Raw genomic sequence first — 17,890 nt, forward strand, 5'->3', positions numbered from 1 at the left:
ACCGCATGAGCCGCTCCCGTGGCCCCCGCCTCGAATTCGCCGTCGGCGCCTTCCTGCTGCTGGCCCTGGCCACGCTGCTGGTGCTGGCGATCGCGTCCACCAACAACCGCTTCAGCCTGGGCTTTGGCGCCGATACCTATGAAATCAACGCACGCTTCACCGACCTGGGCCAGCTGCGGCCGCAGGCGCCGGTGAAGGTGGGCGGGGTAACCATCGGCCGGGTCGGCAGCATTGCCCTGGATCCGGTGCGGTTCGATTCCATCGTCACCCTGGACATCGACAGCCGCTACGACGAGCTGCCAATCGACACCTCGGCCACCATCCTCACCGGCGGCCTGCTGGGCGAAAGCTACGTGGACCTGCAGCCGGGCGGCGACCTGGAATCGCTGCAGCCGGGCGAGGAAATCGCCTACACCACGCCGGCGGTGGACCTGATCCAGATGGTCGGCCGCTACATGTTCAGCGGCCCCGAAGGTGACAGCGGGCAAACTGCGCCCGACAGCAACGACATCTTTGCCCCCGAACCGCTTCCCTCCCCCGAGGAGCAGAACCAATGAAAACACGCATTCTTCCCCTGATCCTGGGCTCGGCCCTGCTGGCCGCGGCCCCTTCGCTGGTGTTGGCCCAGGCCAACCAGGCCGACGCTGCCCAGACCCAGGGCACGCCCAGCCAGCTGGTGCTGGACAACACCCAGCGCGTGCTGACGACGCTTGAAAGCCGCCGCGCCGAGTTCCAGCGCGACCCGAGCGCGCTGGAAGCCTTCGTGCGGTCCGAGTTCGAGACCATGTTTGACCGCGACTACGCCGCCCGCCAGGTGCTGGGCCGCCACGGCCGCGGCGCCGATGACGCCGAGATCGCCTATTTCGCCGATGCGCTGGCCGACAGCCTGCTGCGCCGCTACGGTGCCTCGCTGCTGGACTTCAACACCCGCTTGCAGGCGCGGATCGTCTCCGAAACGGCGCTGCCGCGCGGGCTGGGCGTGCGCGTGGCCAGCGAGCTGCTGCGCCAGGGCGGCGAGCCGATCCCGGTCACCTTCCTGATGCGCCAGGGCGGCGGCACGTGGAAGGTGTTCGACGTGCAGGTGGAGGGCGTGAGCTTCGTCAGCACCTTCCGCCGCCAGTTCGACAACCAGCTGCAGAACAAGTCGATCCGCCAGGTGGCCGATGAGCTGCGCGGCGGCCGGGTCCAGGTTGATGCCGGGCTCTGAGTCCGTTTCGGTCCGTCGCCAGGACGACGCGGTGGTGTTCACCGGCGCCCTGGTACGCGACCGTATCGGCGGCCTGTGGCCCCAGGCCGTGGCCGCGCTGGAAGGCGCCCGCAGCCTGGATCTGGCCGCGGTGCCGCGCATCGACAGCGCCGGCCTGGCCCTGCTGTCGGCCCTGTCCGCACGCGGCGGCGGACTGGCCCTGAGCGGCAGCCCAGCGGGGCTGGATGAACTGCGCGCCGCCTACCGGCTGTCGCCTTCGCTGGAATTCGGCGGCGGCCAGCTGCCGCAATAGATCGGCCCCCACTTCCCCCAACGGCACCGCTTTGTGACCACCCAACCCTCCCCCCTGTATCGCACGCTGGCCCCCACAGCGACGCTGGCCATGGCGCTGGCGCTGTCCGCGTGCGCGGGCGGCAGCCAGGTGCGCAGCGATGCGCCGCCGGCCGCGCCGGCCGAAGCGACGGCTGTCATCACCGATCCGATGCTGGAAACCAGTCATCCGACAGCTGTGGAAACGGCTATCGCGACCGACGCCATCGCTGCCGAGGCCGCCGCTGCTGTAGCGACGGTGGATACCGCAGAGCCGGTCGAGGCCACTGCCCCGGCCGTTGCGGAAGATGCCACCCTCGCACCGACCCAGGAAGAGCTGGACTTCGCCGCGATCTACGGCGAAGAGGTCTACGACCCGATCGCCGACTCCACCCTGCCCCCTTCGGCGCAGATGCCGGTCAGCTACGACCCGTGGGAACCATTCAACCGGCGCATGCACCGCTTCAACAAGGCCGTGGACCGCACGGTGGCGCTGCCGCTGGCTCGTGCATACGTACGTGCGGTGCCGCGGCCGGTGCGGCTGGGCGTGAGCAACTTCTTCTCCAACCTCGGCCAGCCGGTGAGCGCAGTCAACGCGCTGCTGCAGGGCAAGCCGAAGCAGGCCGGACAGTCGCTGGGCCGGTTCGTGATCAACACCACGCTGGGTATCGGCGGCATCTTCGATCCGGCCACCGACGCCAGCATCCCCAACCGCAGCGAAGATTTCGGCCAGACGCTGGGCTTGTGGGGCTGGGAGAGCTCGCGCTATCTGGAGCTGCCGCTGTTCGGGCCGCGCACGGTGCGTGACGTGTTCGGACTGGCCGGCGATGCGCCGCTTTCCCCGACCCGGCAGATCGACGACGACGCGGTGCGCATAGGCCTGCAGGGTCTGCAGCTGGTGGATATCCGTACCCAGCTGATGGCGGTGGACCGGATGCGCGAAGGCGCAGCGGACGAATACGCGCTGGTGCGCGATGCCTGGCTGCAGCGGCGCAACTACCAGATCCACGGCGACCGCCGGAGTGCGGACGAGGATTACCTGCTGCCGGATTATCTGCTGGACGACGAGGCCAACCCCACCGTCCCCGCCGACGCCATCCCGGTCCAGATCCCCGACCTGTAGGAGCGCGTCATACGCGCGATGCCGCGTGACGATAGGTATTCCGGTGGGGCTACGGATGCCTCGCCGTGGCCGAAGCCTCGCCCCAATGCCACGATTCACGCGGCTTCGCGCGCGTGGCGCGCTCCTACTCTTCTTCGTCCTCGGCCAGCAGCTGCGGGGCTTCCACCCCGGGCAGTGACTCCACGTCCTTGAGCTGGCGTTCGATGGCGCGGGTGCGCACGCCGGCCTGCTTGATGCTGTTCTGCACGGTATTAAGCTGGCCATGGGTCTTTTCCAGCACGCCGGCGAACTTGCCGAACTCGCTCTTGACCGCGCCCAGCAGCTTCCACACCTCGCTTGAGCGCTGTTCGATGGCCAGGGTGCGAAAGCCCATCTGCAGGCTGTTGAGCAAGGCGGTGAAGGTGGTCGGCCCCGCTACCACGATGCGGAACTCACGCTGCAGGAGGTCAACCAGGCCCGGACGCCGGATCGTTTCCGCGTACAGCCCCTCGGTGGGCAGGAACATCACCGCGAAGTCGGTGGTGTGCGGAGGCACCACGTATTTTTCGCTGATCGACTTCGCCTGCACCCGGATCGCACGCTCAAGCTGGTTGCCGCTGGTGCGCACAGCCTCCACGTCACCCTGCTCCTGGGCGTCGAGCAGGCGCTCGTAATCCTCGCTCGGGAACTTGCAGTCCACCGGCAGCCACACCGGCGTGTCGTCGTCGCGGCGGCCGGGCAGACGGATGGCGAAATCAACCGCTTCAGTGGACCCCGGTCGCACCCGCACCTCGCGCTCGTACTGCTCGGCGATCAGCACCTGTTCGAGGATGTTCTCCAGCTGCACCTCGCCCCAGCCGCCACGATTCTTGACGTTGCTCAGCACCCGCTTCAGGTCGCCCACACCGGTGGCCAGCTGCTGCATTTCGCCCAGCCCGCGCTGCACCTGCTCCAGGCGTTCGGACACCAGCTTGAAGGAAGAATCCAGGCGGGTGTTGAGGGTGGACTGCAGTTTCTCGTCCACCGTCTCACGCATTTTCTCCAGCTTCTGCGCATTGTCCGCCTGCAGCGCCTGCAGCTGCTTTTCCAGGGTGTCGCGCATCTCGCCGATGCGCTGCTCGTTGCGTTGGGTCAGCTCACTCAGGCGCTGGCCGAAAGCCTGTTCAAAGCGCTGCTGCTGGGCGGTGAGCTCGCTGCGCGCCTTGCGTGCATCCTCGGTGAGCGACTCGCGCAGGGTGTCCAGGCGCTGGTCGATGCGGACACTGAATCCGGTCAGGCGCTCCGCAAATCCGTCCATCCGCTGGGCCTGGCTGGCCGAAAAGCTGTCCAGCTGCTCGCGCAGCTCGCTGCGCCCGGCGCGTTGCTCGTCCCGCAGCGCGGCTTCCAGCGTGCTCCCCAACTGTTCCGCCGCATCGCCGGGGCGTCGTGCCAACAGCGCCAGCAGCAGCGCAACCACCGCCGCCAGCAGGACCAGGATGAGGATCAACGACAGCGACTGGATATCCATCCGCCCAGTGTAGCCAGCGCAGTCTCAGCAGCTGCGCCTGCGCGGCGGATGCGGTTGGTGTGGCGGCGACAAGTTCGGTCCCAGGCCTTGGCCGTACACACGGCCCTTCGGGACGACGCGCGATATTGGCGGCATGACGCAGGCCAGCCACAAGAGGGAGCTTCGCACCCGGAGCGCGCGCGAACCGGCCGCTGAAAGCGATGGCCGCCGGATCCTGGTGGACCGGCTGTGGCCACGCGGGGTGTCAAAGGAGAACCTGGCCGCGGATGCGTGGGTCAAAGCCATCGCGCCCAGCGACGGGCTGCGCAAGTGGTTCGACCACGATCCGGCGCGCTGGGATGGATTCCGCGAGCGCTACTTCAAGGAGCTGGACGACAACCCGGACGGGCTTGAGGCGCTGCGCAAGGAGATGCGCGGGGCGAAGCGGGTCACGCTGCTGTTCGGTGCGGCCGACACAGAACACAACAACGCCGTAGCACTGGTGGAATACCTCACCTCGTAGGAGCGCGCCATGCGCGCGAAGCCGCGTGAATTACGGGCAGGCCGGCGGGGCGGAGAGCGTGGGGACGATGGTGATGGGCAGGTCGCGGGCGCCGCTGGCCTGGTTGCCGCTGGCGTCCTCGGCGAAGGCGCGGATGATGTAGTCGCCGGACGGCAGCTGCGACGGCTGCCAGTGGCTGACGGCCATTTCACTGGCGCGCACGCGGTTGCTGGCCACGTAGAGGAAGCGGGTGCGGGCGGCGCCATGCACGGTGATGCCGCTGTTGGCAGCGTAGGCGACCTTCACCGCGCCGGTGTGTGCTGGCATGCGCGAGAAGTCGATGTTCATCGCCGGCCGGGTATGGCCCGGAAGCATGGTTCCGTCAGCGGCAAGGATCTGCCAGCCCACCCGATGCAGGCCCAGTCGGCGACGGGCAAGGTTGCCATCCACCTGGTCCCAGGCATCCACCACCACCTGCATTCCGCCCCTGTCCTGCGGCACCAGCAGCCGCCCTTCCGCTCGGTGCTCAAGTGGCTCGTCGTACTCATCCAGCAGCAGCACCCCGTCGATGCGCGGGGCCACGGTGTCGACATAGTTCACCAGACCCAGGCGGATCGCGTTGAGCTGGTGCCCGAAGGGGCCGACGATCAGGTGCACGTGGGCCTGAGCGTTGATGGTGCCCAGCGGATCACCGGCGGCAAAGCGGGTGCCGCGCGCAATCCGCACCCGCTCCGGGCGCCCGTCCTCGTCCTGCAGGATCTGGAACCGGGACGGATCCAGGTTGCGGCCCTGCGGCGTGCGGCCGACCCGCAGGTGCAGGTAGGTCAACTCATCGGTAGCGATGCCTTCCGCCTGGCCGCCAAAGCTCCACGCGGCCAACGGCGAGCTGATCTTGGCGTCGGCGATCGACCGCACCTGCGTGCCCACGTCGCCGCGGATGTCCAGGCCGTTGTGCAGGTGGCTGCGGCTTTCCCCGCGGAAATTTCCGCGCACTTCGCCGAGCGTGCCGACGACTTCATGCCAGCCGTCCTGCGGCGCGAGAGGCCAGCGACCGGCGGTGGCGGGCAGCAGGCGTTCGGGATTGGGGCCGGTCGCGCTGTCGGCGCTGCCGTCGGTGCGCGGCGCCAGGCGGTGCAGTCGATGGCCCGCGGCATCGGCCAGCAGCAGGCTGCCGTCCGGCTCGATCCACAGCGCCGAGGGACGCGCGAACCACTGTCGCGCGTGCTCACCGGTCAGCACCCGGATCCGGCCATCCGGCGACAGCTGCAGCACCCGGCCCGGCGACAATTCGGCCACGTACAGATGCCCATCATGGCTGGCGGCCACCGCCAGCGGCCGGCCCAGGCCGGTATCAAAGTCTTCCCACGGCGAAGGACGCCAGGTATCCACCAGCCCATCCGGATCGATCCGCCGCAGCGCCCGGTTGCCGGTATCGGCCACCCATAGCCGGCCGTCGTCATCCAGGGTCAGTGCGGTGGGCGTATCGAACCGGGCCTCAAGACCCATGGCATTGCGGAACCCGGGCCGATCACCACCGGCCAGCGTGCGCACGCGGCCGTCGGTTTCGATCACCCGGATCCGGTCGTTCCAGGTATCGGCCACGAACACACGGCCAAGGTCGTCCACCGCCACGCCCATCGGCCCGTGGAAGCGCGCCTGCGCGCCGGGGCCGTCGCGGAAGCCGGGGCTGCCGTCCCCGGCCAGGGTGGTCACGGTGCCGTCGGGGGTGATCCGGCGCACCGCGTGGTTGCCGGTGTCGGCTACATAGAGATTGCCGTGGGCATCCACCGCCAGCGCGGAAGGGGTGTGGAAGCGGGCCTGCGCGCCCACCCCATCGGCAAAGCCTTCTTCGCCACCGGCAAAGGTGTGCACATGGCCATCCGGCGTGATCCGGCGGATGCGATTGGCTTCGCCGCCATCGGCCACGAACAGGCTGCCATCCGGGCCGCGTACCAGACCCCAGGGTTCATCAAAGCGTGCCCGTACCAGCGCGCCGTCGCGCACGCCGCGATGGCCGTCACCGGCCAGCAGGGCGATCCGCGCCTGCCAATCGAACGAGGTCTCCGGCGGGGCGGCCGGAGTGTCGTCATCCCGCGACGGCCACAGCAGGGTGGCGGCCAGTCCAGCCAACACCAGCAGCACCACGCCCAGCAGCGCGCGGCGCGTTCCGGGCCGCGGCGCCCGGTGCCGCCGGTTCAATCCAGTACGCGGCAGAAGGCCGCCTTCAGGTAGCGCGACTCGGGCACGTGGGCCAGGAAGGGATGGTCGGCGCCCGCGCCGGCCACCTTCAGCACCTGCACGGTACGGCCGGCGTAGAACGCCGCACGGCGCAGCATGTCGAGGAACTGTTCCTCACTCACCAGCCCGGTACAGGAGAAGGTGGCGAACAGGCCGCCCGGCTTCACCGCGCCCAGCGCCAGCTTGTTCATGTCCAGGTACTTCTTCAGCGCCGGGATCACCTGTTCGCGGTCGCGGGTCATCTTGGCCGGATCCAGCACCACCACGTCCCAGCCATCGGCATCGCGCGAGGCCACGTCACGCAGCCACGGGAAGATGTCGGCCTGCACGAAGCGCACGCGCACATCGTTGAGCCGCGCATTGGCGGCGGCGATCTCCAGCACCGCGCCGTCGATGTCTACGCCGGTCACGTCCAGCGCGCCGCGCGCGGCAGCGTAGATGCCGAAACCGCCGGTGTTGCAGCACAGGTCCAGCACCCGCTTGCCCTCGCACTGGCGCGAGAGCCATTCGCGGTTCTCGCGCTGGTCGGCGAAAAAACCGGTCTTGTGCGCGCCGGCGGGATCGGCGCGGAACTTCACCCCGTTCTCGGTGATCACCGCCGGATCGGCCGGCACGCTGCCACGGAAATCGAAGCTCTCCTGCTTCTGCACGTGCTCGTCGGCGGAGGCGTGGATGCGGCATCCGGGGAAGTGTTCCCGCAGCGCCTCGTAGATCCATTCGCGGTGGCGGAACATGCCGGCCGAGAAGAACTCGATGACCAGCAGGTCGGCGTAACGATCCACCACCAGGCCGGAGAGCCCATCGCCCTCGCTGTGCACCGCGCGCCAGGCGTCGCTCACCTCATCCAGCCGCAGCACCTCGCGGCGCAGGCGAATGGCCTCGCCGATCCGGCGCTGGAACCAGGCGGCATCGACCGCTACGTCCGGGTCGGTTTCCAGGATCCGCAGCGCGATGCGCGAGCGGCCGTTGTAGAAACCGCGGCCGATCCAGGCCCCGTCCACGCCGACTGCGTCGACGATGGTGCCGGGGCTGATCCGCTGGGCGGGTTTTTCGACCAGCCGCTGGAAGATCCAGGGATGGGACGAGCGCCAGGCGTTCTTGAGCCTGACCGTGGGCAGTGGGGAATCCATGCCGCGATTCTAAGGCAGGTTGCATCGCGGAATTCCGGCGCCATTGTGTTGGGCATGCACCTGGAGATGCCTGAACCGCCAGCCGACCCCAAAGCCCAGCACGCGGCCGACCGCCGTCGGCTTGGCAAGGCGCTGAGGCTGGCCGTCGGTTTCGTTGCCCTGCTTGCGGTGATGTTCGGCGTGCAGCACATGATCGACTGGCGCCCGTTCGCGGTGTCTCCACGGGAAGCGGCGGGGCTGCTGGGTGTGCTGACCGCGCCGCTGCTGCACGGCTCGCCCGAGCACCTGTTCGCCAATGCCACCGCCCTGCTGATGCTGGGCACGCTGGCCTTCACCCTGTATCCGCGGGCCACGCCGCGGGCCCTGCCGCTGATGTGGCTGGGCGCGGGGCTGTGCGCGTGGTGGCTGGGCGATCCCGGATCGCGCCACCTGGGCGCCAGCGGCGTGACCCACGGGCTGATGTTCCTGCTGTTCGTGCTCGGCATCCTGCGCCGCGACCGGCCCTCGGTCGCGGCCGGGATGATCGCGTTCTTCTTCTACGGCGGCATGCTGCTCACGGTGCTGCCGCAGGAGCCGGGCGTGTCCTGGCAGTCGCACCTGGGCGGGGCAGTGGGCGGCGTGGTGGCCGCCTGGCTGTTCCGGGCCAGCGATCCGCGCCCGCCGCGCAAGCAATACAGCTGGGAGCTTGAGGAAGAAGAGGCCGAACAGGATGCAGCGCGCGAGCGCGACCAGTTCGAACCCGCGGCCCCCGACGACGTGCCGGTGCTGTGGCAGCGCGACGAACCGCGCCACGGCCAGGTGCTCCAGTTCCGCCCCCTCCCTAAAAGCGCAGACGACCCTCCCCTGTAGGAGCGCGCCACGCGCGCGAAGCCGCGTGAATTCCGTTTCGTGGGGGAGCTTCGGTCACGGTGATCCCATCCGGAGCCTCGCCGCGAGGATCAATGTCACGCGGCTTCGCGCGCGTGGCGCGCTCCTACCCGGGTCGCTAGACTCCGGTCATGCGCACACTCCTGCTTGCAACGCTGTTCGCGGCCCTGTCCGGCTGCGCCGACGGCAGCTCCGCCGAACCCGCCGCCACCGAGGCCGATCCGATCGACGAGATCATGTCCGACTACAACGGCAACGTGCCCGGCGCGGCGGTGCTCGTGCTTCGCGATGGCGAGGCGGTGGTCCGCCGCGGCTACGGCCTGGCCGATGTGGAGGCCGGCACCCCGGTCACTTCGGAGACCAATTTCCGCCTGGCTTCGGTCAGCAAGGCGTTCACCGCGGCCACGGTGCTGCTGCTGGCCGAAGACGGCCGGTTGCAGCTGGACGACCCGGTGCGCAAGTGGCTGCCATCTTTACCGGAGGCAACCGACGGGGTCACCATCCACCACCTGCTCGCCCACACCTCCGGCCTGATCGACTACGAAGACGTGATGCCCGAGGGCCTGGACCGCCAGGTGCGCGATGCCGACGTGCTCACCATCCTGGCAGGACAGGACCGGCTGTATTTCGAACCCGGCACGCAGTACCGCTACAGCAACAGCGCCTATGCCCTGCTGACCCAGATCGTGGAGCGGGCCACCGGGGAACGCTATGCGGACGTGCTGCGCGCGCGCATCTTCAACCCGCTCGACATGGACAACAGCGTGGCGTTCGAGGACGGCATTTCCACCGTGGCCAACCGCGCCTTCGGCCACAGCCTGGTCGACGGATCGTGGACCCGGACCGACCAGAGCCCGACCAGCGCGGTGCTGGGCGACGGCGGCATCTACAGCTCGCTGGAAGACATGGCGAAATGGGACGCGGCGCTGTCCGACAACCGCCTGCTGTCCGACGCCACCCGCGCGCTGGCGTTCTCAGACCAGACCGGCGTACCGGTGGGCGAGGACAACGTGGGCGCCTACGGCTACGGCTGGCGCCTGGACGGCGAGCGCATGTGGCACTCGGGCGAAACCATGGGCTTTCGCAACGTGATCATCCGCGACCCGGAGCAGCGCCTGACCGTGCTGGTGCTGACCAACCGCAACGCCCCGCGTCCGTATCCGCTGGCGCGGCGGATCATGGAAGAATTCAGCCGCTGATCCCTGCGCCCTCGCCGCGCCCGTCCGGGCCTGGCGATCTCCCACGACCGACCGACTTCCCGAACTGCCATGTCCCGAACGCTGCGGATTGCCCTGGTATTGATCGTGCTCGCGGCATTGGCCGTGCTTGGCTGGCGCTGCACACAGGCTCCGCCTGAACCCGCCGCACCGGAACCGCCGGCGGCACCAATGGCCGACGCCGTGCCCCAGTCCAGCGATCCGGCCGCGCAGCGGATCGAGGCCGACCTGCGGAGACTGGCCGACGCCAGCCTGGAAGGACGCGAGACCGGCACCCCGGGCTTCGAGCGTGCAGCGGCCTTTGCGGCTGCGCGCATGGCCGAAGCCGGTCTGCAGCCGGCCGGCGACGGCGGCACCTGGTTCCAGCGCGTACCGCTGCTGACCGGCGTACCGCTGCGCGAGGGCGCGCGGCTGGCAGTGGAGCGCGGTGGCGAGGTGGAAGAGCTGCGCTTCAGCGACGACTTCCTGCCGTGGTCGAACTTCAACGTGGCACGCCATTCTGTGCGCGCGCCGGCGGTGTTCGTCGGCCACGCGATCCAGGCACCGGAGCTGGACCACGATGACTTTGCCGGCGTGGACCTGCGCGGCCGGATCGCGGTGATCCTGCCGGGCGCGCCGGACAGCTTCGACCACTACGCGCGCGCGTTGCATTCGGCCACCCGGGAAAAGATGCAGGCGCTGGTGGATCGCGGCGCGGTGGGCGCGGTGATCGTGTCCTCGCCGCAGTTCGAAGCGCGCCTGCCGTGGGCGCGAATGCAGGCGGCGTGGGACAAGCCGGCCATGCGCCTGCGCGATGCCGAAGGCTTCGCGGTGGATGGGTTCCCGCAGCTGCAGGCGGTGGCGGCGGTGAGCGTGGCCAAGGCGGACAAGCTGCTGATGGCGCCCGGCCGCACCGCGGCGCAGGTATTCGAGACCGCCCGCACCGGGAAGGGACGCGCGTTCGCGCTGGACGCCACGGTGGTGATTGAAGGTGGCACCCGCATCGAGGCGCTGGATTCGCACAACGTGATCGGCCGCCTGCCAGGGAGCGATCCGTCGCTGGTGGACGAGCACGTGGTGCACACCGCCCACCTGGACCACGTGGGCATCATCCAGCTGCGCGATGGCGATGCGGTCCACCACGGCGCCATCGACAACGCCCTGGGCGTGGCGATCATGCTCGAGACCGCCAACATGATGGCCACTGCCGAAACGGCGCCGCGTCGCTCGCAGCTGTTTGCCGCGCTGACCGGCGAGGAGCAGGGTCTGCTCGGCGCCCAGCACTTCGTAGCCAGGCCGACGGTGCCGCGCGAGGGTCTGGTGGCCAACATCAACATCGATATGCCGGTGCTGCTGGCCCCGAGCACCGACGCAGTAGTGATCGGCGCGGAACACTCCACCCTGCAGGCGGCGGTGGAGGCGGCGGCTGAAGAGGTGGGAGTGAAGCTGTCACCCGATCCTTTCCCCGAAGAAGTCGCCTTCGTGCGCAGCGACCAGTACGCATTCGTGCACGGCAGGATTCCCGCGGTGTACCTGGACGGCGGGGTGGAGTCGGCCGATGGCGAACGCGATCCGCGCCTGGCGCTCACCTACTTCCTGCGCAACTGCTATCACCAGCCCTGCGACGACGCGACCCAGCCCATCCAGTACGACGATGCCGCCCGCCTGGCCCGCCTCAGCGCGGCGCTGGCCACCCGCATCGGCAACGACAGCGCGCGCCCCGAGTGGAACCCCGGCGACTTCTTCGGCGAGCGCTTCGCCCCCCGTCTGTAGGAGCGCGCCATGCGCGCGAAGCCGCGTGACGGCGATCAGCACACCGCGGCTTCGGCTGCGACGCAGGATCCGAAGCCACATCGCATCACCATGATTCACGCGGTTTCGCGCGCATGGCGCGCTCCTACGGGAGGGATGATGCACCGGTCAGCCCGTGTGCAACGCTTGCCCGGCACACTGGCGTGATGCTTCGCTCCCCTACTCCGGCCGAGAAAATCGGCCTGTCCATTGCCGTGGCCACGGGTCTGTACGGCATTTCGTTTGGCGCGCTGTCGGTGGCCGCCGGGCTGTCGTTCTGGCAGACGGTGGCGCTGAGCGCGCTGATGTTCACCGGCGGCTCGCAGTTCGCCTTCATCGGCGTGCTCGGCGGCGGCGGGACGGGTGCAGCGGCACTTGGTGCGGCCAGCCTGCTGGGGGTGCGCAATGCGGTGTACGGCATGCAGATCAACCAGTGGCTGCGGCCGCGCGGATGGAAGCGCCTGCTGGCGGCACAGGTGACGATTGACGAATCCACCGCCACTGCGGCTTCACAGAGCGATCCGGCCGAGCAGAGGCGCGGGTTCTGGGCCGCGGGTCTGGGCGTCTATGTGCTGTGGAACCTGTTCAGTGCGCTCGGCGCGGCACTGGGCGATGCGCTGGGCGATCCACGCCAGTGGGGACTGGACGGCGCTGCGGTGGCGGCGTTCCTCGGCCTGCTGTGGCCGCGTCTGCGCGGACGCGAGCCGGTGGCGATCGCGCTGGTGTGCGCGCTGGTCACCGCTGTGGCGCTGCCGCTGACGCCGCCGGGCGTGCCGATCCTGATCGCGGCGCTGGTGGCAGGCGCGCTGGGTTGGCGCGGTCCGGTATTGCCGCGTGCATGGCGGGAGGGCAAGCGATGACCATTTGGGCCTGGATCCTGCTGGCATCGCTGCTGGCGTTTGCGACCAAGCTGGCCGGTCATCTGGTGCCGGAAACGTGGCTGGCCGGCGCGCGTATGACCCGGGTGACCGCGGCGCTGACCATCGGCCTGCTGGCGTCGTTGACGGTGATGAACGCCTTCGCCGGCGGTGGCGCACTGATGCTGGATGCCCGTGCCGGCGCACTGCTGGCGGCCGCGGCGGCGCTGGCCCTGCGGGTGCCGTTCCTGGGCGTGGTGGCGGTGGGGGCGCTGGCCGCCGCCCTGCTGCGGCTGGCCGGCCTGCCCTGAACCACGGCGGCCTTCAGCTGCCGACAGGGCTCGGACCGATATGCTCATGCGGATGTTCCGGAACCCGCCGATGATGACCGCCCGACCTTCCTTCTTCCGCTTTCCGCTGGCCCTGCTGTGCACGCTGGTGCTGCTGGCCGCCTGTGGGCACAACGAAGTGCGGCCGGTGGCCCCGGTGACCATCGACCCGACCCCGGCACCGCTGCCGGAGCCGCCTCCCGTGCGGGTGGGCCTGGCGCTGGGCGGCGGCGCGGCCAAGGGCTTCGCCCACATCGGCGTGATCAAGATGCTGGAGGCGAACGGCATCAGCATTGACGTGGTGGCCGGCACCAGCGCCGGCAGCGTGGTGGGCGCGATGTATGCGGGCGGCATGGACGCATTCGCACTGCAGGAGCGCGCGGTGGCGCTGGACGAGGCCGCGATCCGCGACGTGAGACTGTTCAGTGGCGGATTGCTGCAGGGACAGAAGCTGCAGGACTATGTGAATGCCCAGGTAGACGGGCGCCCGATCGAGCGGCTGGGCAAACCGTTCGCCGCGGTCTCGACCCGGCTCGACAACGGCGCGCGCACGGTGTTCACCCGCGGCAACACCGGCCAGGCCGTGCGTGCCTCCAGCGCGGTGCCCGGCGTGTTCGAACCGGCGAAGATCGGCGAGTACAGCTACGTGGACGGCGGGGTCAGCAGCCCGGTGCCGGTGGACGCGGCGCGCCAGCTCGGCGCCGACGTGGTGATCGCGGTGGACATTTCCACCCAGGCCAGCGGCACGACGCCCGACCACTTGCTGGGCATCGTCAACCAGTCGATCGCGATCATGGGCCAGCGCCTGGGCGCCGAGGAGCGCCGCCGCGCCGATGTGGTGATCCGCCCGCCGGTGAACGACATCGGCCCGGCCGATTTCAGCCAGCGCGCGCGGGCGATCGCCGATGGCGAACGCGCGGCCCTCGCGGCGATGCCGCAGGTCCTCCAGGCCATCGCCCGGGTCCAGGAACAGCGCGCGATGGCGCTGGTTCCGCGCACGCTGCCCGAGCCGGAACCGGCCGAGTGCAGCCGCGGCTGGGTACAGGCGCTCAACCCGTTCCGCGGTCCGGAAAGCTGCCAGACGGCGGCGGGGGCTTCCGGGCTGCGCTGATCCTCCTGCCGCTCAGCCCGGCAGTGGCAGCCCGCGGAATTCCTTGACCGTGCGCAGCACGAAGTTGGAATTCACATCGGCCACGCCGGTGGCATTGAGCAGGCGGTCGAGCAGGAAGCGCGAAAAATGGTCCAGGTCCTGCACCACCACCTGCAGCAGATAGTCCATATCGCCGCTCAGGGCGTGGCAGGCGACAACTTCATTCCAGCCCTGGACCGCGGTGCTGAAGCGCTGCACGTAGCTGGCATCGTGCTTTTCCAGCTGCACGCGCACGAACGCCTGCAGGCCGAGCCCCAGGCGCTCGGCATCCAGCTCCACCCGGTAGCCGGCGATCACCCCGCTGCGCTCGAGCCGCTGCACCCGGCGCAGGCAGGCCGACGGCGACAGGTGCACGCGCTCGGCAAGTTCCGTATTGGTCTGGCGGCCGTGGCGCTGCAGCTCGGCCAGCAGCTGAAGGTCCGTGCGGTCCATCTGGATTGGTTGCATTGATCTGTCGCCCAATAGGCTTATGGCACAACAATAATGTGCAATTAACTGGATCCTACGCAACAACGCAAACCCGTTGCGCCGCCTGCGGGCTACGCTGGAATGACAGTCCTGCCAGGAACCTGCCATGAGCCAGCCACGCCGCGTTGAAAACCTGCACACCGACAAGGGCAAGGTGCCTGTGTATGCCACCGGCGTGGTGGAGCAGCCCTGGGACGACTACAGCGCCGACGACCACGACACCTGGGCCACGCTGTACGCGCGCCAGCGGGAGATCCTGCCGGGCCTTGCCTGCAACGAATTCCTCGATGCCCAGGACGCCATGGGCATGACCGCCGAGCGCATTCCGAAGTTTTCCGAGCTCAACGTGGAGCTGCGCAAGGCCACCGGATGGGAGCTGATTGGCGTGGAAGGGCTGCTGCCGGAGCTGGATTTCTTCGACCACCTGGCCAACCGTCGTTTCCCGGTGACCTGGTGGATCCGACGCCCGGACCAGATCGACTACATCGAAGAGCCCGACCTGTTCCACGACCTGTTCGGGCACGTGCCGCTGCTGATGAACCCCCTGTTCTCCAACTACATGCAGGCCTATGGCGAGGGCGGGCTGAAGGCCCATGGCATCGGCCCGGACGCGCTGCAGGCGCTGACCCGGCTGTACTGGTACACGGTGGAGTTCGGGCTGATCAACACCCCGGAAGGCCTGCGCATCTATGGCGCAGGGATCGTCTCGTCCAAGGGCGAATCGATCTACAGCCTGGAGAGCGCGGCGCCGAACCGGGTGGGCTTTGACGTGGAGCGGATCATGCGTACCCGCTACCGCATCGACACCTACCAGAAGACCTACTTCGTGATCGACAGCTTCGAGCAGCTGATGCGGGGAACCGAGCCGGACTTCACTCCGATCTATGCGCGGGTCGAGGCGCAGGAGTCGGTCGCGGCGGGTGAATTGCTTGCAGGCGACAAGGTGTTCCAGCGCGGCACCGGGGAAGGTTGGGACGCCGACGGCGACATCTGAGAGAGCATCGGCACTCCGCTCTGTTCCGCCGCCGTGATCTTTTGCACACGGAAGATCGGAGATCATTGCGGGCATGCATTCCTTCCCCCGATTGTCCCTGACCGTGGCCGGCCTGATGGCCGCTGCCCCACTCCTTGCTGCTGCTCCTGCCGTTGACACTGCCGGCGCCCCCAGCGACGCAGTCACCCTGGACCGCATCGTGGTGCAGGCTTCGCGCCTGCGCGGCGTGGACGCGTTCGACATGCCGGCTTCAGCCAGCGTCATCCCCATGCGTGGGGAGACCAGCGGCGCGGACGCCGACGTGTCCGAATCCCTGCGCGGGATCCCCGGCCTGCTGGCGCGCAACCGCCACAACCTGGCCCAGGACACCCAGCTTTCGATCCGTGGCTTCGGCTCGCGCGCCACCTTCGGCGTGCGTGGGCTGCGCCTGTACGCCGACGGCATCCCCGCCTCGATGCCGGACGGACAGGGCCAGCTGTCGCACTTCAGCCTGATCGGCGCGGACCGCATGGAAGTCCTGCGCGGGCCGTTTTCCGCCCTGCATGGCAACTCTTCGGGCGGCGTGGTGCAGATCTGGAGCGCGGATGGCGAGCCGGGTGATCCCTGGCAGGCCCGCGCCACCTGGGGCGCCGACAGTACCTGGACCGCGGCGGCGCAGCTGTTGGGCGGGACCGAGCGCATGGGCTACAACCTGGCGCTCTCGCGCCTGGACACCGACGGCTGGCGCGACCACAGCGCCGCGCGGCGTGACGTGGCCAACCTCAAGCTCGGCTTTGATATCGGCACCGCTGGACGCCTGCAGCTGGTGGCCAACCACGTCGATATCCCCGAGGCGCAGGATCCGCTGGGCCTGACTGCAGACCAGGTGCGCGAGGATCCACGCCAGGCCGTGGCCAATGCCCACATCTACAACACCCGCAAGAGCGTGCGCCAGAGCCAGACCGGCGCGGTGTACGAGCACGACATCGGCGCCAATCAGGTGATCCGGGTAATGGCCTACGGCGGCGAGCGCGAGGTGCTGCAGTATCTGCCGATCCCGCCCGCGCCGCAGGGCGGCCCGCTGCATGCCGGCGGGGTGATCGACCTGGACAACCGCTACCACGGCTTCGATGCGCGCTGGTCGCTGCAGTCGGAGCTGGCCGGGCGCCCGCTGGAAGTCACCGTGGGTACCAACGTGGACCGCCAGCGCCAGGATCGGCGTGGCTGGGAGAACTTCGTCGGCGATCAGCTCGGCGTGCGCGGCGGGCTGCGCCGCGACGAGCGCAACCGGCTGGAAAACGCCGATGTCTATGCCCAGGCCTGGTGGCGGCTGGCGGATCGCTGGTCGCTGCTGCTGGGCGCGCGCCACAGCGAGGTGGAGTTCGATTCCAGCGACAGCTTCGTGACCGGGGTCAATCCTGACGACAGCGGCCAGGTGCGCCACCGCCATACCGCCCCGGTGGCCGGCATCAGCTACGCGCCGGACCGGAACCTGCGGGTATATGCCTCGGCAGGCCGGGGCTTCGAGACCCCGACCTTCAACGAAATTTCCTATCGCGCCGATGGCGGCGCCGGGCTGGCATTCGACCTGCAGCCGGCGGTGAGCGACAACTACGAGCTGGGCATGAAGTGGCGCGGCGACGCCGGGATGCGGCTGGAGGCCGCCCTGTTCCGCGCCGATACCGCCGATGAGCTGGCCGTGGCCCGCAATGCCGGCGGCCGCAGCAGCTTCCGCAACGTGGGCAGCGCGCGCCGCCAGGGCCTGGAGCTGGCCTGGGGCATGCCGCTGGGCGAAGCGTTCGACCTCGCCGTGGCCGCGACCCAGCTGGATGCCACGTTCCGCAGCGACTACCTGATCTGCCAGGGCGCTGGCTGCACCGTGCCATCGACCCTGGTGCCGGCCGGGACCCGGATCCCCGGCGTGCCGGAACAGCAGCTGTCGGCCCGGCTGGAATGGCGCGAGGGGCCGTGGACAGCGGCCCTGGAAGGTGAAGCGGTGTCTTCCGTTCCGGTGAACGACCTGGGCACGGAATCGGCAGCAGGTTATGGCCTGCTGAACCTGGAGGCCTCGCGCAGCTGGCGCGGGCCGGGCGGCACCTGGCGGGCGTTCGCGCGCATCGACAACCTGCTCGATCGCGACCACATCGGCTCGGTGATCGTGAACGAAGGCAACGGCCGCTTCTACGAGCCGGGCCGCGACCGCAGCTGGCTGGTAGGCCTGCACTGGACCGGCCGTCCCTGAGCCGCGACGCCGGTAGGCCAGCGCCGGAAATGTTATGTTTGAC

The 17,890-nt window shown here is 69.2% G+C and carries 17 protein-coding genes; 13 read left to right on the top strand and 4 right to left on the bottom strand.

The annotated features are described in order from the left end of the window. Nucleotides 1-5 precede the first annotated feature (5 nt). From mlaD to ACW7G2_RS07230, 4 genes are all read left to right on the top strand, one after another. Entirely contained in the window at nt 6-557 is a 552-nt protein-coding gene (gene mlaD, locus ACW7G2_RS07215) for an outer membrane lipid asymmetry maintenance protein MlaD (RefSeq protein WP_456974220.1), read from the top strand. Next, a complete protein-coding gene (locus ACW7G2_RS07220) occupies nt 554-1,207 on the top strand; it encodes an MlaC/ttg2D family ABC transporter substrate-binding protein (protein WP_456974222.1) in 654 nt (217 codons plus the stop codon). Before mlaD ends, ACW7G2_RS07220 begins: the two co-directional genes overlap by 4 nt. Further along, the gene (locus ACW7G2_RS07225) at nt 1,194-1,499 is read left to right on the top strand and encodes an STAS domain-containing protein (RefSeq protein ID WP_456974224.1); all 306 of its coding nucleotides are present in this window, start codon (nt 1,194-1,196) and stop codon (nt 1,497-1,499) included. The genes ACW7G2_RS07220 and ACW7G2_RS07225 overlap by 14 nt, the downstream gene beginning before the upstream one ends. Nucleotides 1,500-1,589: 90 nt before the next feature. After that, nucleotides 1,590-2,639, top strand: a complete 1,050-nt coding sequence (locus ACW7G2_RS07230) for an MlaA family lipoprotein (protein ID WP_456974505.1) — start codon at nt 1,590-1,592, stop codon at nt 2,637-2,639. A gap of 124 nt (nt 2,640-2,763) precedes the next feature. Here the strand turns inward: ACW7G2_RS07230 and rmuC are convergent, their stop codons facing one another. Then, on the bottom strand, nt 2,764-4,119 hold the full coding sequence (rmuC, locus tag ACW7G2_RS07235) for a DNA recombination protein RmuC (RefSeq protein ID WP_456974507.1): 1,356 nt from the start codon (nt 4,117-4,119) through the stop codon (nt 2,764-2,766). 139 nt (nt 4,120-4,258) lie between these two features. On the opposite strand from rmuC, the gene ACW7G2_RS07240 reads away from it, so the two are divergent. Further along, entirely contained in the window at nt 4,259-4,627 is a 369-nt protein-coding gene (locus ACW7G2_RS07240; RefSeq protein ID WP_456974225.1) for a DUF488 domain-containing protein, read from the top strand. Nucleotides 4,628-4,657: 30 nt separating this feature from the next. Here the strand turns inward: ACW7G2_RS07240 and ACW7G2_RS07245 are convergent, their stop codons facing one another. Continuing rightward, nucleotides 4,658-6,805, bottom strand: a complete 2,148-nt coding sequence (locus tag ACW7G2_RS07245) for a gluconolaconase (protein ID WP_456974227.1) — start codon at nt 6,803-6,805, stop codon at nt 4,658-4,660. Next, nucleotides 6,802-7,974, bottom strand: a complete 1,173-nt coding sequence (locus ACW7G2_RS07250) for a class I SAM-dependent rRNA methyltransferase (RefSeq protein ID WP_456974229.1) — start codon at nt 7,972-7,974, stop codon at nt 6,802-6,804. The genes ACW7G2_RS07245 and ACW7G2_RS07250 overlap by 4 nt, the downstream gene beginning before the upstream one ends. A gap of 66 nt (nt 7,975-8,040) precedes the next feature. Here ACW7G2_RS07250 and ACW7G2_RS07255 point away from each other — a divergent pair, with 66 nt between their 5' ends. The 6 genes from ACW7G2_RS07255 to ACW7G2_RS07280 all read left to right on the top strand — a co-directional run bounded on the left by ACW7G2_RS07255 (nt 8,041) and on the right by ACW7G2_RS07280 (nt 14,125). Further along, entirely contained in the window at nt 8,041-8,823 is a 783-nt protein-coding gene (locus ACW7G2_RS07255) for a rhomboid family intramembrane serine protease (protein ID WP_456974231.1), read from the top strand. A gap of 149 nt (nt 8,824-8,972) precedes the next feature. After that, nucleotides 8,973-10,040, top strand: coding sequence for a serine hydrolase domain-containing protein (locus tag ACW7G2_RS07260; protein ID WP_456974233.1), 1,068 nt, complete (start codon nt 8,973-8,975; stop codon nt 10,038-10,040). A 69-nt stretch (nt 10,041-10,109) separates the two neighbouring features. Next, nucleotides 10,110-11,810 carry a M28 family metallopeptidase gene (locus ACW7G2_RS07265; RefSeq protein ID WP_456974235.1) on the top strand — a complete coding sequence of 567 codons (1,701 nt, stop codon included), beginning with the start codon at nt 10,110-10,112 and terminating at the stop codon, nt 11,808-11,810. 185 nt (nt 11,811-11,995) lie between these two features. Continuing rightward, entirely contained in the window at nt 11,996-12,688 is a 693-nt protein-coding gene (locus tag ACW7G2_RS07270; protein WP_456974237.1) for an AzlC family ABC transporter permease, read from the top strand. Beyond that, complete coding sequence (locus ACW7G2_RS07275) at nt 12,685-12,996, top strand: AzlD domain-containing protein (protein WP_456974239.1); 312 nt, start codon at nt 12,685-12,687, stop codon at nt 12,994-12,996. The genes ACW7G2_RS07270 and ACW7G2_RS07275 overlap by 4 nt, the downstream gene beginning before the upstream one ends. Before the next feature lie 73 nt (nt 12,997-13,069). Beyond that, nucleotides 13,070-14,125 (top strand): patatin-like phospholipase family protein, encoded by a 1,056-nt coding sequence (locus tag ACW7G2_RS07280; protein WP_456974241.1) that lies wholly within the window; start codon nt 13,070-13,072, stop codon nt 14,123-14,125. 12 nt (nt 14,126-14,137) lie between these two features. On the opposite strand, the gene ACW7G2_RS07285 is transcribed toward ACW7G2_RS07280, so the two are convergent. Next, nucleotides 14,138-14,611 (bottom strand): Lrp/AsnC family transcriptional regulator, encoded by a 474-nt coding sequence (locus ACW7G2_RS07285; protein WP_456974243.1) that lies wholly within the window; start codon nt 14,609-14,611, stop codon nt 14,138-14,140. A 127-nt stretch (nt 14,612-14,738) separates the two neighbouring features. Here ACW7G2_RS07285 and phhA point away from each other — a divergent pair, with 127 nt between their 5' ends. Beyond that, complete coding sequence (phhA, locus tag ACW7G2_RS07290) at nt 14,739-15,626, top strand: phenylalanine 4-monooxygenase (protein WP_456974245.1); 888 nt, start codon at nt 14,739-14,741, stop codon at nt 15,624-15,626. Between the two features lie 73 nt (nt 15,627-15,699). Next, entirely contained in the window at nt 15,700-17,847 is a 2,148-nt protein-coding gene (locus ACW7G2_RS07295) for a TonB-dependent receptor family protein (protein ID WP_456974247.1), read from the top strand. The last annotated feature ends 43 nt before the right edge of the window (nt 17,848-17,890 follow it).

The organism is Luteimonas sp. A277, from assembly GCF_054052045.1.

Bases quoted from the DNA above. Each gene is read 5' to 3' on its own strand.
- mlaD (WP_456974220.1), top strand. From the start codon at position 6: ATGAGCCGCTCCCGTGGCCCCCGCCTCGAATTCGCCGTCGGCGCCTTC.
- ACW7G2_RS07220 (WP_456974222.1), top strand. From the start codon at position 554: ATGAAAACACGCATTCTTCCCCTGATCCTGGGCTCGGCCCTGCTGGCC.
- ACW7G2_RS07225 (WP_456974224.1), top strand. From the start codon at position 1,194: ATGCCGGGCTCTGAGTCCGTTTCGGTCCGTCGCCAGGACGACGCGGTG.
- ACW7G2_RS07230 (WP_456974505.1), top strand. From the start codon at position 1,590: ATGGCGCTGGCGCTGTCCGCGTGCGCGGGCGGCAGCCAGGTGCGCAGC.
- ACW7G2_RS07240 (WP_456974225.1), top strand. From the start codon at position 4,259: ATGACGCAGGCCAGCCACAAGAGGGAGCTTCGCACCCGGAGCGCGCGC.
- ACW7G2_RS07250 (WP_456974229.1), bottom strand. From the start codon at position 7,974: ATGGATTCCCCACTGCCCACGGTCAGGCTCAAGAACGCCTGGCGCTCG.
- ACW7G2_RS07255 (WP_456974231.1), top strand. From the start codon at position 8,041: ATGCCTGAACCGCCAGCCGACCCCAAAGCCCAGCACGCGGCCGACCGC.
- ACW7G2_RS07260 (WP_456974233.1), top strand. From the start codon at position 8,973: ATGCGCACACTCCTGCTTGCAACGCTGTTCGCGGCCCTGTCCGGCTGC.
- ACW7G2_RS07265 (WP_456974235.1), top strand. From the start codon at position 10,110: ATGTCCCGAACGCTGCGGATTGCCCTGGTATTGATCGTGCTCGCGGCA.
- ACW7G2_RS07270 (WP_456974237.1), top strand. From the start codon at position 11,996: ATGCTTCGCTCCCCTACTCCGGCCGAGAAAATCGGCCTGTCCATTGCC.
- ACW7G2_RS07275 (WP_456974239.1), top strand. From the start codon at position 12,685: ATGACCATTTGGGCCTGGATCCTGCTGGCATCGCTGCTGGCGTTTGCG.
- ACW7G2_RS07280 (WP_456974241.1), top strand. From the start codon at position 13,070: ATGACCGCCCGACCTTCCTTCTTCCGCTTTCCGCTGGCCCTGCTGTGC.
- ACW7G2_RS07285 (WP_456974243.1), bottom strand. From the start codon at position 14,611: ATGCAACCAATCCAGATGGACCGCACGGACCTTCAGCTGCTGGCCGAG.
- phhA (WP_456974245.1), top strand. From the start codon at position 14,739: ATGAGCCAGCCACGCCGCGTTGAAAACCTGCACACCGACAAGGGCAAG.
- ACW7G2_RS07295 (WP_456974247.1), top strand. From the start codon at position 15,700: ATGCATTCCTTCCCCCGATTGTCCCTGACCGTGGCCGGCCTGATGGCC.